Consider the following 14,154-nt stretch of genomic DNA (forward strand, 5'->3'; position numbering starts at 1 on the left):
GGCGTTGCCACCGATCTCGAACCGCCTTATATTTTGCCCCGATATTCCTCCCCTTTGTATCCCAAGGAGTTCCCCATGAAGATCACCTGGCTCGGCCATGCCGCGTTCCGTATCGAGACCGCCAAGGCGAAGATCCTGATCGATCCCTTCCTCTCCTATAACCAGCCTTTTGCCGATGCCGGTCTCGACATCAAGGACGTGAGCGAAGGCATCACCCATATCCTCCTGACCCACGGTCATGCGGACCATGTCGGCGATACGGTTGCGATCGCAAAAGAAAAGGGCGCCGTCGTTCTCGCCAATGCCGATCTCGCCTCCTGGCTCGGTACCAAGGGCGTCGAAAAGATCGAGATGGGCAATACCGGGGGCACGGTCGGCTTTGAAGGCTTTACCGCGACCTTTACCCAGGCGCTGCATTCCTCCGGCCAAGTTGACGAAATGGGCGTCGCCCATTCGCTCGGCTCGGCCAACGGCCTGATGCTGCATATCGACGACGAAATGTCCGTCCTGCATATGGGCGATACCGACATCTTCACCGATATGGGACTGATCAACGAATTGCACCAGCCGGATATCGGCATCGTGCCGGTCGGCGACCGGTTCACCATGGGCGGGGCGGTTGCGGCACTCGCCTGCCAGCGCTTCTTCGATTTCAAGCACGCCATCCCCTGCCACTACGGCACCTTCCCGATCATCGACCAGACACCGGAAAAATTCGTCAAGGGCATGGAAGGCATGAAGACCAATGTCGAGGCACCGAAGCCGGGCGTGACGCTCAGCTTCTGATTGCATGGGCGAAACGGCGATGGATGAACGACAGAAACACTCGAGGCACTCTACGCTTCGCGAGAATATCGTTGAGCATCTTTTTGCCGGTGAACTTCTGCGACGCCTTTGGCAAAAAGGCGTCGTCGATGCGGAGCTGCTAAAAAGCGAGTTCGATGCCGGTGGTTACGATCTCGTGTTGAGCAGAGGGCGGATAACCCGCCATATCCAGCTGAAGGTGAGCCGAAAAGGTGGCGCCCGGGCAAGCGTCGGCGTCAATCTGCGCCTTGCGGAAAAGCCCAGCGGCTGCATTGTCTGGATTGTCGTAGACGATGATTTGAATCTGCTGACATATCGATGGTTCGGCGGCTTACCCGGCGAGCCATTGCCCGACGTAACTGAGATGAAGCAGCTCAGGCATACCAAGGCGAACGCGCTGGGGATGAAAGCTGTGCGCGACGGGCATCGTAGCATTGGAGAGAAGACGTTCGAACCGATCGACGGCATTGACGTATTACTTGGCAGATTGCTGGGCGAGCTCCTATAGCGGCGACGATACACGGCGCGTCGCTCATAACATTCCCCTGTTGCGAAGGGCCGACGCGGCCATTATAGCGAAGGGGATTTTTATTGCCCCGGAGTTGAGCCATGTCCGTCGATCTCGCCACCGTCAAGCGCGTCGCGCGCCTTGCCCGCATTGCGGTCTCGGAAGAAGATGCCAATCGCATGGTCGGCGAATTGAATGGCATCCTGGGCTTCGTCGAGCAGCTCTCCGAAGTCGATGTAACCGGCGTCGAGCCGATGACCTCGGTGACGCCGATGGACATGCGCAAGCGTCAGGACGATGTCACCGATGGCGACAAGGCCGAGGATATCGTCGCCAACGCGCCGTCCACCGACCGCAATTTCTTCCTGGTGCCGAAGGTCGTCGAATAAGCCGCTTCATTGCCGTGCTTCCGACCCTCTCCACGCATTCGAACATATTGAAGAGACCATGACCGAACTCACCAGCCTCACCATTGCCGAAGCCCGCGAAAAGCTGGCATCGAAGGAAATCACCTCTGTCGAGCTGACCAAGGCCTATGTCGACGCGATCGACGCCTTCAACGGCACGTTCAATGCCTATGTCACGACCACGCCGGAAAAGGCGATGGAGATGGCGAAGGCTTCCGACGAGCGCCGCGCATCCGGTAAGGTCGGTGCGCTCGAAGGCATTCCGCTCGGTATCAAGGACCTCTTTGCCACCGAAGGCGTGCATACCCAGGCCTGCAGCCACATTCTCGACGGCTTCAAGCCGAAATACGAGATCGACCGTCACCCAGAACCTCTGGGACGATGGCGCCGTCATGCTCGGCAAGCTCAACATGGACGAATTCGCCATGGGCTCGTCGAACGAGACCTCGTTTTACGGCCCGGTCATCAACCCGTGGAAGGCTGAAGGTTCAAACCAGCAGCTCGTTCCGGGCGGCTCGTCCGGTGGTTCTGCTGCAGCCGTTGCCGCGCATCTCTGCGCCGGCGCCACGGCAACTGACACCGGCGGCTCGATCCGCCAGCCGGCCGCCTTCACCGGCACCGTCGGCATCAAGCCCACCTACGGCCGCTGCTCGCGCTGGGGCACGGTCGCATTTGCATCCTCGCTCGACCAGGCCGGCCCGATCGCCCGTGACGTGCGCGATGCCGCGATCATGCTGAAGTCCATGGCCTCCGTCGACAAGAAGGACACAACCTCGGTCGACCTGCCGATCCCGGATTACGAAGCGGCGCTCGGCCAGTCGGTCAAGGGCATGAAGATCGGCATTCCGAAGGAATATCGCGTCGACGGCATGCCGGAAGATATCGAGGCGCTCTGGCAGAAGGGCATTGCCTATCTGAGGGATGCCGGTGCCGAGATCATCGACATTACCCTGCCGCACACGAAATACGCGCTGCCAGCCTATTATATCGTGGCGCCCGCCGAAGCCTCGTCCAACCTCGCCCGCTATGACGGCGTTCGCTACGGCCTGCGCGTCGATGGCAAGGACATTGCCGACATGTACGAAAAGACCCGCGCCGCCGGTTTCGGCACCGAGGTCAAGCGCCGTATCATGATCGGTACCTATGTCCTGTCGGCGGGTTACTACGACGCCTATTACCTGCAGGCGCAGAAGGTCCGCACGCTGATCAAGCGCGATTTCGAGCTGGCCTTCTATGCCGGTGTCGATGCGATCCTGACGCCGGCCACGCCGTCTTCGGCCTTCGGCATCGCCGACGAGGCGCTCGCTGCCGATCCGGTGGCCATGTACCTGAACGACATCTTCACGGTCACCGTCAACATGGCCGGCCTGCCGGGCATCGCGGTTCCCGCCGGCCTCGACAAGAAGGGCCTGCCGCTCGGCCTACAGCTCATCGGCAAGCCGTTCGAGGAGGAGACGCTCTTCCGCACCGCCCACGTCATCGAACAGGCAGCCGGCAAGTTCACGCCGGCCAAGTGGTGGTAAGCGGGCTGGAAATTCGAGAAATGACTGCCGCCGATCACATTGTGGTCGGCGAAGTCGGTTTTGCGGCCTGGAAATCCAGCGATGCCTTCAGGGGCATGGATCTCGCGCCTGAGGTCATCGAGCGGACACGCAAGGCCTATGAGAGCTTTGCCCCGCAGACGCAGGCCGAGGTCTGGATCGCGGAGATCGACGGCGAAGTCGTCGGCTGGTCCGCGCGAGAAGGCGCACCGAACTATATTTCCGACGTCTGGATCAGGCCCGATCATCAGGGCAGGGGCATCGGCAGGGCGCTCATCGAGCACGCCAGCGAGCGGATTGCCTCGGAAGGCCATGCGACGGCCACCATCCATACGCATGCCAGAAATGCCGGTGCACTTCGCCTTTACCAGCGCTGCGGTTTTTCCATCGTCTGGCGCGGTATCGAGCCATCGAAGAGCATGGGCGTGGACCTTGAAAAGGTTCATCTCGAAAAGCCGCTGAGATAATTTGCCCGAGGAGGCGCTGATGAAGTCCGATCTCGCAGCTCTAATCGATGCTTTCGATAGATTGGCCGCCGCCGATTTTGCGATGGGGGCTGAATGGCAGGTGGTGCACGATATCTGCCAGGCCCATGAGGGCGTGCAGCCTTTCGACTGGGGCCACGCGCTGTGCCACCGCATCGAAGGTGACGACTGGAATGCCGGCTACTGGTATCGCCGGGCAGGGAAAACGGTTGCAAATGAAGCCGTTGCGGACGAGTGGGCCGCGATGAGAGCGGAAATTTCAACCTAAACGGAAACAAGCGCACGCCGCCCTCTGGTCAAAAACGCAGACTCAATGCTCTATTGTTCTGACAACAGGGGCAAACATGGCCACAACCCGCAACGCGCGTGAAGACGAAGTGGATGTCCTGGCGGAAATCGGTTTCCGCGCCTGGGAAAAGGCGATGGAATCGATCGGCGAGATGACTGATATGCGCGACAGCGCGCTCTCCGCCTTCCGCAACTTCACCCGCTCCTCCTGGCTCACCATCACCGTCGTCGAGCATCATGGCCATCAGGCCGGATGGGCGGCGCGCGAGCATCTGGACGAACTGATTTCCGATTTCTGGATCGATCCGCAGCATCGCGGGCAGGGGCTTGGCCGGGCTCTCCTCGCCGAAGTGGAGGCGGAGATTTCGAAGCAGGGTTTCGAGACGGCCCGTGTCGAAACTCACGCGCAGAACATGGAGGCAATCGGCTTCTTCGGAAAGAACGGCTATTCCATCAACTGGCTGACCGTCGCCTACTCGCCGAAGATCGACCGGGACGTGCAGTCGGTGGGGCTGTCGAAATCGCTTGTCGAAGCCGCAGGCGCCGCCTACGGCCAGGAATTCTAGGCACCCAAAAAGGTCTGTCGCAGAATGACCGGTGCCGCCGCGATTACGGCGAGCAGGATTGCTTGCAGAATGAAGAAGAAGGGCAGCGCAAGTCGGAACGGCGGCTTGCGCGTCTTGTGCCGCAGCAGTCTTTGCGCGGCAAATGCTCCTGCACCGCCGCCGAAAAAGGCGATCAGCAGCAGAGTCTTTTCACGGATGCGTCGCTTGCCGAGCCGTGCTGCACGCTTGTCCCACCCGTAGATGCAGAACGTGACAAGGTTTACCAGCAGGTAAAGGAGCAGAAGATTCACGAGATATTCGGGCTGCATTCCCGATTGTAGAAACCCGGCGGTTAACAAATCTCGCTTCTGGTACTGATCGATGTGAGAGCCTTCGCGCACCTGCGCATCAGACAGACGCCAGAAGCGCTACACCCGAGATGATGATCAGCAAACCGAGAGTGATATTGATGACCCTGCCGATTTCTCTCCTTGCCAGCAGGAACCGCAAGCCGTGTCCGCCGCTCGCATAGAGCAGCAGAGAAACCAGCTCGATGACCACGAGTAGGGCTGTCAGTTGGATGGCCTGCGGCATGAGCGGACGCCCTGGCAGGAGAAATGCAGGCAGCATTGCGGCATAGAGGATCCAGGCCTTCGGGTTGCTTGCGGCAACGATGAAGCCCAGTCTCGCGAGAGCCGCAGGCGAGTTCGCAGCACTGGCCAGCTCCTGATCCGCCTGGACGTCGCCGGATAGCATAACACAGGCGCCGACATAGACGAGATAGCCGCTGCCGAACACCGTCATCGCGCGATAGGCGAGCGGATTGTCCAGCAAGACAGCCGAAATCCCCAGCAGGACGAGGAGCGCGATCAGCGCCACCCCGCACAGTTCTCCGGCCATCATCCAGAGCGTGCGGCCAACGCCAAGCCGAAGTCCAAGATTTAGGGAAAGGAGCATGCAAAGGCCCGGCAGAAGTGAAACAGAAAGCAGTACGGGTATCGCTTTGGTCAGCATCGTCATGTCCCAGGCAGGTGAAAGTCCTGGGGCTGACTAGATATCGCCCTGATCACCGCTTTGTTTTAAGGAGATCCAATGGTCTTACGGCTGTAACGGCAGCAGGGCCTGCACCTGATGGCGGCCGGTGCTGCGATCCTGAGCTAAGCTGCCGCAAGCCTTGCGTCACAGCCGCATTTGCTCTACCTCACGGACTAGCAATCGACACCATTTCCAAGAGCATAAGATGACCCTAGTCGACGTCCGTACCCCCGATCCGAAACGCTTCATTCCCGGCGCCACCGGCGACTGGGAAGTGATCATCGGCATGGAGGTTCACGCGCAGGTCCTCTCCAATTCGAAACTCTTCTCCGGCGCCTCGACGGAATTCGGAAAGCCTGCCAACGGCAACGTGTCGCTCGTCGATGCGGCCATGCCGGGCATGCTGCCGGTGATCAACGAGGAATGCGTCCGTCAGGCCGTGCGCACCGGTCTCGGCCTGAAGGCGCGGATCAACAAGCGCTCGATCTTCGACCGCAAGAACTATTTCTATCCGGACCTGCCGCAGGGCTACCAGATCTCGCAGTTCAAGGATCCGATCGTCGGCGAAGGCCAGATCGTCATCTCGCTTGGTCCGGATCGCCAGGGCCAGTTCGAGGATATCGAGATCGGCATCGAGCGCCTGCATCTTGAACAGGATGCCGGCAAGTCGATGCACGACCAGCACCCGACCATGTCCTATGTCGACCTGAACCGTTCGGGCGTGGCGCTGATGGAAATCGTGTCGAAGCCCGACATGCGCTCTTCCGACGAGGCCAAGGCCTATATGACCAAGCTGCGCTCGATCGTGCGCTATCTCGGTACCTGTGACGGCAACATGGACGAGGGCTCGATGCGCGCCGACGTCAACGTGTCGGTCCGTCGCCCGGGCGAAGGTTTCGGCACGCGCTGCGAGATCAAGAACGTCAACTCGATCCGCTTCATCGGCCAGGCGATCGAATACGAAGCCCGCCGCCAGATCGCCATTCTGGAAGACGGCGGCTCGATCGACCAGGAAACCCGTCTCTTCGATCCGGGCAAGGGCGAGACCCGCTCGATGCGCTCCAAGGAAGACGCGCATGATTATCGCTATTTCCCAGATCCGGACCTTCTGCCGCTCGAATTCGACGATGCGTTCATCGATGCGCTTCGCGCCGACCTGACCGAATTGCCGGACGACAAGAAGGCCCGCTTCGTGGCCGAACTCGGCCTGTCGATCTATGACGCCTCGGTCCTCGTGTCGGAAAAGGCGATTGCCGATTATTTCGAGGCTGTCGCCGAAGGCCGCGACGGCAAGATGGCTGCAAACTGGGTCATCAACGACCTGCTGGGTGCCTTGAACAAACTCGGCAAAGACATTGAAGAGACTCCGGTTTCGCCCGCTCAGCTCGGCGGCATCATCGATCTCATCAAGGCCGAAACCATTTCCGGCAAGATCGCCAAGGATCTGTTCGAAATCGTGCTCAACGAAGGCGGTGACCCTGCCAAGATCGTCGAAGAGCGCGGCATGAAGCAGGTCACCGACACCGGCGCCATCGAAAAGGCCGTCGACGAGATCATCGCCGCCAACCCGGATCAGGTCGAAAAGGTCAAGGCCAAGCCGACGCTTGCCGGCTGGTTTGTCGGTCAGGTGATGAAGTCCACCGGCGGCAAAGCCAACCCGCAGGCCGTTCAGGCGCTGGTCAAGGCCAAGCTCGGAATCGAGGAGTAGGCCTTATGGTCTACTTCGTCCGCACTGCCGGCGAGGAGGACGTGGACAAGATCCGCGTCCTCCTCGGCGAAACCTTCCACACCACCTACGACCCGTTCTACGGCACCGATCAGGTGGCGCGCATGGTGAGTGGCTGGCATTCCGCCAACGCGATCCGTCAGCGCATCGGCAAACGTGACGGCGAGTTCCTGGTGGCCGATGACGGCCGCAAGATCGGCGGCATTGCCTATGCTGCCATGTATCCAAAGATGGCCAAGACCGTGATGCTTCATCAGCTTTACGTCCGCCCGTCCTGCCAGAACGAAGGTATCGGTCGCGATCTTTTCGCCGAGATCGAAACCTGCTTCCCGGATGCGGAAATCATGCGCGTTGAGGTGGCCCTGCCCAACGTCCGCGCCATGTCCTTCTACGAGCGCCTCGGCTTTTCCGAGGTCGATCGCATGGAGGAGTGGGGCGCCCCCAATTCCGGCCTGCCCGCAGTCATCATGGAAAAGCGACTGCTGCAGCACTGAAATCTCATAGTGGAGGAAGAGACCGATGAGCGAGCTGACCATCCGACGGGCAAGGGAGGCTGATCTTGCAGACCTCATCGCCATCTTCGCGGCCGACGACAAGGGCGGCCACGGCGATACGACGGATGAAGCCGCCTATGAGGATTATCTCCGCGCCTTCCACATGATCGATGCCTCGGGCAACGAGCAGCTCTTCGTCGCCGAACTGGATGGCGAGATCGCCGGTACGTTCCAGATCCTGTTCAATCGAACGCTCACGGGCCGCGGGTCGCTGTCGATGATCATCGAGGCGGTGCAGACGAAGCCGGACATGCGCGGCCGCGGCATCGGCGCCCAGATGATCGCCTATGCGATCGAAGAGGCCAAGCGTCGCGATTGCCGTCTTATCCAGCTGACCTCTAATCTGGCCCGCACCGATGCCCATCGCTTTTATGAAAGGCTGGGTTTCTCCAAGAGCCATGCGGGCTTCAAGATGAAGCTCAAATAGCAGCGAGCAGTTTTAGAATCGCTGGACATCAACCTGTGTTGGCGTCATAAGCAAGGTGCCCTTAGCGGCTGTCTCATGTGTCAAATCGACGGAATGCCCCATGAAAAATCTTCTTCTGCAGATCTTCACCTGGTGGAACGGCCAAACCATGGGGACGCGCTTCTTCACGTGGCGTCACGGCAAGAAGGTCGGTGAAGACGAGATGGGCAACGTTTATTACGAAGGCCCGATGACCTCCTGGGGCAAGCCGAAGCGCTGGGTTGTCTACAAGGGTTATGCCGAAGCCTCCGCCATTCCTCCGGGCTGGCACGGCTGGATGCATTACCGCACCGACGTCGCACCGTCGCAGGAGACCTATACCCAGCGCGAATGGCAGAAGCCGCACAAGCCGAACCTGACCGGTAGCCCGCTCGCTTATCGCCCGCAGGGTTCGCTGGCCGCAGGCGGCGAGCGTGCACGCGTGACCGGCGACTACGACGCCTGGACGCCCGGTAACTGAGCTATCCGGAAATAACGCTGTTTTGGCCACAATCGCTGGCTAGTCATCGACGCGGACACGGAAGTCGCGACGGGATGGATATGAGATCGAAGACGCCTTTTTCACGCAAGCTGGTTCTCGGCGCCTTGATCGCAGCCATGCCGGTCCTTGCCGCTGAAACGGCAAAAGCCGCGCGTATTTCCAATCCGGTCGCCGTCTTTGCTGGCATCGACAAGATCACCGGCCGCATCACCACCTTCGACGTCTATGTCAACGAGACCGTCCAGTATGGCGCGCTGCAGGTGACGCCGAAGGTCTGCTATTCTCGCGACGAGACCGAGGCCCAGAAGATCGACGGCTTCATCGAGGTCGACGAGATCACCCTCGACCGCAAGATCCGCCGCATCTTTTCCGGCTGGATGTTCGCCGACAGCCCCGGCCTCAACGCCGTCGAGCACCCGATCTACGACGTCTGGCTGACCGGCTGCAAGCAGCAGTCCGACGTACCGCCGCCGACAGACGCGACGAACTGAGCTCTGTTTCTTCCTGACCTTCAAGTTGTGGCCATGAGGGTGTTGGGGCATGAACATGCGAATCGAAACGCCGCGTCTTGTTCTTCGTCCCTGGCATGAGGACGATGTCGAGCAGCTCGTTGCCGGCCTGAACGATCTCGAATTGGCGAAGTGGCTGGCCTTCGTACCCCATCCCTATACGATTTCGGATGCTGGAAACTGGATCAAGCACTGCCGCGAGCTAGCAGGCGTCGGTACGCGCCCGAGCGCGTATGAGTTCGCGGTTGAACGCAAAACCGATGCGTTGCTGATCGGTGGCGTCAGCCTCAACAAGATCAACCGAGAAGTCGGAACGGGTGGTGGCGGCATCTGGATCGCCAAGCCCTGCCAGGGACATGGCTATGGGCGCGAAGCATTTGCTGCCAAGATCAGGTTTGCTTTCCTAGAACTAGGCCTGACGAGGCTGGTCAACGGATATTTCGACGGCAATGAAGGTTCGTGGGCGATGCAGCGCAAGTTGGGTTACCAACAGATCGGAGAAGTCGCCAGCCGCTGCATGGCCGATGGAAGGCAGACCATCGAACACGTCACCGTGCTGCTGCGCGACGAGTGGGAAGACTGCGGAGCTTGAGCGTCGATCCGAGATCGGGATAGCTGTCTAGAACGGCAGATGCGGCGAGTCCACCGCGGCTCGCAACAGGATCAGATAGTCGTCCTTGGGGATGTCGATCGCGCCAAAACTCTTCAGGTGATCGGTGGTGAACTGCGTGTCGAGCAGCTGAAAATCTTTGCGCGCAGGCGCTCGACGAGATGCACGAGGCAGATCTTGGAAGCGTCGGTGCGGCGCGAAAACATGCTCTCGCCGAAGAAAGCTGCACCCAGCGAGACCCCATAGAGCCCGCCGACAAGCGTGTCCCCCTCCCAGGCCTCGACACTATGGGCGTGACCCATCTCGTGCAACTCCCTGTAGAGCTGAAGGATCGTTCTGTTGATCCACGTGCTGGGGCGATCCGGTGCGGGCTCGGCGCATAGTTTCATCACCGCTTCGAACGCGCTGTCGAAGCGGATCTCGAACGGAGCTCTTCGGATAGTCTTTGCGAGGCTCTTTGAGACGTGGAAATCGTCGAGCGGAATGACACCGCGCATTTCCGGTTCGACCCAGAAGATTTCCGGATCGTCGGCGGATTCCGCCATCGGGAACAGGCCTATGGAATAGGCTCGCAACAGAATGTCCGGGGTGATTGCCGGGTAATACCTGCCGCGCCGCCCTGCCATTTCGCTCCCTGATGCATCGACCCGAAGACCGGGATCGGTTTCGGAAGGCACGATGCGAATAATCAAAAATCTGTCTCGCCCTTTAGGCGTCACCGAAGACGCACAAAGGGCGAGACAGGGAAACGCCCGGAAGCATGTGCCCCGGGCGCCTCATTATCTCAGTGTTCCTTGCCGCCGGCCAGATAATTTTCCAGCCAGTGGATATCGTAGTCGCCATTGGCGATGTCTGGATTGTCGACCAGATCCTGGAACAGCGGCAGCGTGGTCTTGATGCCGTCGACGACGAACTCGTCCAGCACGCGGCGCAGGCGCATCATGCATTCGACGCGGGTGCGTCCATGCACGATCAGCTTGCCGATCAGGCTGTCGTAGTAGGGCGGGATCTTGTAGCCGGCATAGGCGCCCGAATCGACGCGAACGCCAAGACCGCCCGGAGCGTGGAAATGCGTGATCGTGCCGGGCGAGGGAACGAAGGTACGCGGATCCTCGGCATTGATGCGGCACTCGATCGCATGGCCCTGGAACTGGATTTCTTCCTGGCTGACCGACAGGCCGGCGCCGGACGCGACGCGGATCTGCTCATGCACCAGGTCGATGCCGGTGATCGCTTCGGTGATCGGGTGCTCCACCTGAAGACGCGTGTTCATTTCGATGAAATAGAACTCGCCGTTCTCGTAGAGGAACTCGATCGTACCGGCGCCGCGATACTTCATCTTCTTCATCGCGTCAGCGCAGATCTGGCCGATCTTCATGCGCTGATCGACGTTGAGGGCAGGGGAGTTCGCTTCTTCCCAGACCTTCTGGTGGCGGCGCTGCAGCGAGCAGTCGCGTTCACCAAGATGGATCGCATTGCCTTCACCGTCACCGACCACCTGGATCTCGATGTGGCGTGGCTTGCCGAGGTACTTTTCCATGTACACGGCGCCGTTGCCGAAGGCGGCAAGCGCCTCGGTGCGGGCCGTGTTGAAGGCTTCTTCCAGATCGGCTTCGGTCTTGGCGACCTTCATGCCGCGTCCACCACCGCCGGCCGTGGCCTTGATCAGGACCGGGAAGCCGATCTCCTGGCGATCTCCATGGCATTCTCGGGCGTGACTTCACCCTCGGAGCCCGGAACGACCGGAATGCCTAGATCCACGGCCGTCTGCTTGGCGGTGATCTTGTCACCCATCAGGCGGATATGTTCGGCGGTCGGTCCGATGAAGGTGATGCCGTGCGCTTCCAGGATGTCGGCGAACTTGGCGTTCTCCGAGAGGAAGCCGTAGCCCGGATGCACGGCGTCTGCGCCGGTGATCTCGCAGGCCGCAACGATCTGGTGGATGTTGAGATAGCTGTCGCGCGACGGCGGCGGGCCGATGCACACGCTCTCGTCGGCGAGGCGCACATGCATCGCGTCCGCATCGGCCGTCGAATGAACGGCGACGGTCGCGATGCCGAGTTCCTTGCAGGCGCGCAGCACGCGCAAGGCGATCTCACCGCGATTGGCTATGAGGATCTTGGAAATCATGGACTGGCCTTATTCGACGATGACGAGCGGCTGACCGTATTCCACCGGCGAGGAGTCGGAGACCAGGATCTCGGTGACCTTGCCGGAGCGCGGCGCCGGGATCTGGTTCATGGTCTTCATCGCTTCGATGATGAGCAGCGTCTGGCCTTCCTTGACCATTGCGCCGACTTCGATGAACGCCTTGGCGCCCGGAGCCGGAGCGAGGTAGGCGGTGCCGACCATCGGTGCGGTCACGGCGTTCTTGTTGTCGGCTGCGGCCGGAGCGACAGCGGCTGCGGCGGGAGCGGCGGCAACGGGTGCGGCGGCGGCGACCGGAGCAGCAGCCATCGGAGCCTGCACGTACTGCGTTGCCGACTGGCGCGACACGCGGATACGCAGGTCATCCTGTTCGACTTCGATCTCGGTCAGGTCGGTATCGTTGAGGATGTTCGCGAGGTCGCGGATCAATCCCTTGTCGATCCCGTTCTTCTTCTCAGACATGGCAAACCCTATTGTTCTGTTCTATCTTGTCAGGTGGTTGTGTATTTCAAGGCGTGCAGGGCGAGAATGTAGCTCGCTGCGCCAAAGCCGCAGATAACGCCCTTTGCAGCGGGCGCGATCATCGAGTGATGGCGAAACTCTTCCCGCGCATGGACATTCGAGATGTGCAGTTCGATCACCGGCACGGAGACGGCCTTGATCGCATCATGCAGCGCGACCGAGGTGTGGGTATAGGCGGCGGCATTGATGGCGATGCCTATGGCCTTTTCCTCGGCCTCGTGGATCCAGTCGACGAGCGTGCCTTCATGGTTGCTCTGTCGGAAATCGACGTCGAAACCAAGCTCCAGCCCCGTCGAGATGCATTTCTGCTTCACATCGTCGAGTGTCTGTCCGCCGTAAATACCCGGCTCTCTCTTGCCGAGCATGTTGAGGTTAGGCCCGTTGAGGACGAAAACCGTCTTGTTCATCACCGATCTTTGTTCCATCCGAATTTAGCGGCCACCTATAGACCGCCATGCACGCAAGGGAAAGCCCCCGCCGCGCCGAAAGGCCGGTGGTCCACCGATGGAGCGATATAACTGCGGGAAATCGTCTTCGCGCGCGCTGATCAGCAGGTTGCCTTGCCACAGGAGCGTACGTTTGTGACCTTCTGTTCGATTTCATCCAGTCCGACGGCGCCGAACACGGCCTCGTCGCCGACGACATAGGTCGGCGTGCCGGTGATGCCGATCGCATTCGCCAGTTGATAGGCCTGCCGCACGATATCGTCGTTCGGCTGCTCCTGCATCGACTTGCGGATCGCGGCCTCGTCGACGCCGAGATCGCTCGCGACCGAGATGGCGGTCGCTTCAGACGCATGTTCCTGGCCGACCAGAAGCTCGCGATGGAATTCGGCGTATTTATCAGGCGCGACCAGGCGGACGGCATTGGCAACCTTGTGGGCGGCCATGGAATCCGGGCCGAGGATCGGGAATTCCTTCAGCACGAAGCGGACCTTGGTATCCTTCTTCAGGATCTCGTCCATGTCGTTCATGGCGCGTTTGCAGTAACCGCAATTGTAATCGAAGAACTCGACGACGGTGACATCGCCCTTCGGATTGCCGAGCACGACATCGGTCGGCGACGAGAATATCTCGTCCTTGTAGGTCGCGACGGCCTTGGTCGACTGGTCCGCGCGCTGGGCCTGCTGCTTGGCCTCGAGCGCACTCTGTACCTCGATCATCACTTCCGGGTTCTGGAGGAGATATTCGCGGATGAACGCACCCATTTCCTTCTTTTGGCTGTCGTCCAGCGCAAGCGCCGGGCCGGCAACGGAAAGCGCAAGCGACAGGAACGTGCCGGCGGCGAAGGTCTTGAACAGGCGGGACATGGATTTCCTCTCCGGACATGGCGGCCGCAGATCTCGGCCACCGGTATTTCAAAATTGCGCCAAGGCTAAGCCAGCCGGCGCGCTCAAGGAACAGAAAATGTGCATTGCGGCATGAGCAAGGCTTCACATCTGCGTGGCGGGCTTCTCCGATAAACGACCAATAGATTTTCTATATCAGCGGGTTAGCGGCATCTCCGGAATCATTTTCCGACGGAG

Annotated in this window: 17 protein-coding genes and 3 pseudogenes; 13 read left to right on the plus strand and 7 right to left on the minus strand. The window is 60.3% G+C overall.

The window, feature by feature from the left end:
• The first annotated feature begins 75 nt into the window (after positions 1 to 75).
• From N7E02_RS23655 to N7E02_RS23685, 7 genes and pseudogenes are all read left to right on the plus strand, one after another.
• Positions 76 to 786 (plus strand): metal-dependent hydrolase, encoded by a 711-nt coding sequence (locus N7E02_RS23655; protein ID WP_286580020.1) that lies wholly within the window; start codon positions 76 to 78, stop codon positions 784 to 786.
• Positions 787 to 805: 19 nt separating this feature from the next.
• On the plus strand, positions 806 to 1,312 hold the full coding sequence (locus N7E02_RS23660) for a hypothetical protein (RefSeq protein ID WP_286580023.1): 507 nt from the start codon (positions 806 to 808) through the stop codon (positions 1,310 to 1,312).
• 101 nt (positions 1,313 to 1,413) lie between these two features.
• Positions 1,414 to 1,701, plus strand: a complete 288-nt coding sequence (gene gatC / locus N7E02_RS23665) for an Asp-tRNA(Asn)/Glu-tRNA(Gln) amidotransferase subunit GatC (protein WP_286580024.1) — start codon at positions 1,414 to 1,416, stop codon at positions 1,699 to 1,701.
• Positions 1,702 to 1,759: 58 nt separating this feature from the next.
• Positions 1,760 to 3,242 (plus strand): annotated as a pseudogene (gene gatA, locus N7E02_RS23670) (Asp-tRNA(Asn)/Glu-tRNA(Gln) amidotransferase subunit GatA).
• 20 nt (positions 3,243 to 3,262) lie between these two features.
• The gene (locus N7E02_RS23675) at positions 3,263 to 3,727 is read left to right on the plus strand and encodes a GNAT family N-acetyltransferase (protein WP_286580025.1); all 465 of its coding nucleotides are present in this window, start codon (positions 3,263 to 3,265) and stop codon (positions 3,725 to 3,727) included.
• 16 nt (positions 3,728 to 3,743) lie between these two features.
• On the plus strand, positions 3,744 to 4,013 hold the full coding sequence (locus tag N7E02_RS23680) for a hypothetical protein (RefSeq protein WP_286584002.1): 270 nt from the start codon (positions 3,744 to 3,746) through the stop codon (positions 4,011 to 4,013).
• Between the two features lie 76 nt (positions 4,014 to 4,089).
• On the plus strand, positions 4,090 to 4,599 hold the full coding sequence (locus tag N7E02_RS23685; RefSeq protein ID WP_286580027.1) for a GNAT family N-acetyltransferase: 510 nt from the start codon (positions 4,090 to 4,092) through the stop codon (positions 4,597 to 4,599).
• Here the strand turns inward: N7E02_RS23685 and N7E02_RS23690 are convergent.
• Together N7E02_RS23690 and N7E02_RS23695 are read right to left on the minus strand one after the other, a co-directional pair.
• Positions 4,596 to 4,979, minus strand: coding sequence for a DUF1294 domain-containing protein (locus tag N7E02_RS23690; RefSeq protein ID WP_374730657.1), 384 nt, complete (start codon positions 4,977 to 4,979; stop codon positions 4,596 to 4,598). The genes N7E02_RS23685 and N7E02_RS23690 overlap by 4 nt on opposite strands.
• 7 nt (positions 4,980 to 4,986) lie before the next feature.
• The gene (locus tag N7E02_RS23695; RefSeq protein WP_286580029.1) at positions 4,987 to 5,592 is read right to left on the minus strand and encodes a LysE family translocator; all 606 of its coding nucleotides are present in this window, start codon (positions 5,590 to 5,592) and stop codon (positions 4,987 to 4,989) included.
• A gap of 226 nt (positions 5,593 to 5,818) precedes the next feature.
• Here N7E02_RS23695 and gatB point away from each other — a divergent pair, with 226 nt between their 5' ends.
• The 6 genes from gatB to N7E02_RS23725 all read left to right on the plus strand — a co-directional run bounded on the left by gatB (position 5,819) and on the right by N7E02_RS23725 (position 9,941).
• Entirely contained in the window at positions 5,819 to 7,321 is a 1,503-nt protein-coding gene (gene gatB / locus N7E02_RS23700; RefSeq protein ID WP_286580030.1) for an Asp-tRNA(Asn)/Glu-tRNA(Gln) amidotransferase subunit GatB, read from the plus strand.
• 5 nt (positions 7,322 to 7,326) lie between these two features.
• The gene (locus N7E02_RS23705; protein WP_286580032.1) at positions 7,327 to 7,833 is read left to right on the plus strand and encodes a GNAT family N-acetyltransferase; all 507 of its coding nucleotides are present in this window, start codon (positions 7,327 to 7,329) and stop codon (positions 7,831 to 7,833) included.
• 25 nt (positions 7,834 to 7,858) lie between these two features.
• Positions 7,859 to 8,320 (plus strand): GNAT family N-acetyltransferase, encoded by a 462-nt coding sequence (locus N7E02_RS23710; protein WP_286580033.1) that lies wholly within the window; start codon positions 7,859 to 7,861, stop codon positions 8,318 to 8,320.
• Positions 8,321 to 8,420: 100 nt separating this feature from the next.
• The gene (locus N7E02_RS23715; RefSeq protein ID WP_286580035.1) at positions 8,421 to 8,819 is read left to right on the plus strand and encodes an NADH:ubiquinone oxidoreductase subunit NDUFA12; all 399 of its coding nucleotides are present in this window, start codon (positions 8,421 to 8,423) and stop codon (positions 8,817 to 8,819) included.
• A gap of 137 nt (positions 8,820 to 8,956) precedes the next feature.
• Positions 8,957 to 9,331, plus strand: coding sequence for a DUF2155 domain-containing protein (locus tag N7E02_RS23720; protein ID WP_374730744.1), 375 nt, complete (start codon positions 8,957 to 8,959; stop codon positions 9,329 to 9,331).
• A 49-nt stretch (positions 9,332 to 9,380) separates the two neighbouring features.
• Positions 9,381 to 9,941, plus strand: a complete 561-nt coding sequence (locus tag N7E02_RS23725) for a GNAT family N-acetyltransferase (RefSeq protein WP_286580037.1) — start codon at positions 9,381 to 9,383, stop codon at positions 9,939 to 9,941.
• A gap of 27 nt (positions 9,942 to 9,968) precedes the next feature.
• Here the strand turns inward: N7E02_RS23725 and aat are convergent.
• The 5 genes and pseudogenes from aat to N7E02_RS23750 form a co-directional block, all read right to left on the minus strand.
• Positions 9,969 to 10,585, minus strand: a pseudogene (aat, locus tag N7E02_RS23730) (leucyl/phenylalanyl-tRNA--protein transferase).
• Positions 10,586 to 10,743: 158 nt separating this feature from the next.
• Positions 10,744 to 12,089, minus strand: a pseudogene (gene accC / locus N7E02_RS23735) (acetyl-CoA carboxylase biotin carboxylase subunit).
• A gap of 9 nt (positions 12,090 to 12,098) precedes the next feature.
• On the minus strand, positions 12,099 to 12,569 hold the full coding sequence (gene accB / locus N7E02_RS23740; protein WP_286580039.1) for an acetyl-CoA carboxylase biotin carboxyl carrier protein: 471 nt from the start codon (positions 12,567 to 12,569) through the stop codon (positions 12,099 to 12,101).
• Positions 12,570 to 12,598: 29 nt separating this feature from the next.
• The gene (aroQ, locus tag N7E02_RS23745) at positions 12,599 to 13,036 is read right to left on the minus strand and encodes a type II 3-dehydroquinate dehydratase (protein WP_286580041.1); all 438 of its coding nucleotides are present in this window, start codon (positions 13,034 to 13,036) and stop codon (positions 12,599 to 12,601) included.
• A gap of 140 nt (positions 13,037 to 13,176) precedes the next feature.
• Positions 13,177 to 13,938, minus strand: coding sequence for a DsbA family protein (locus N7E02_RS23750; RefSeq protein ID WP_286580042.1), 762 nt, complete (start codon positions 13,936 to 13,938; stop codon positions 13,177 to 13,179).
• Positions 13,939 to 14,154: the final 216 nt, after the last annotated feature.

Source organism: Terrirhizobium terrae, from assembly GCF_030323265.1.
Lineage (GTDB): Bacteria > Pseudomonadota > Alphaproteobacteria > Rhizobiales > Rhizobiaceae > Neorhizobium.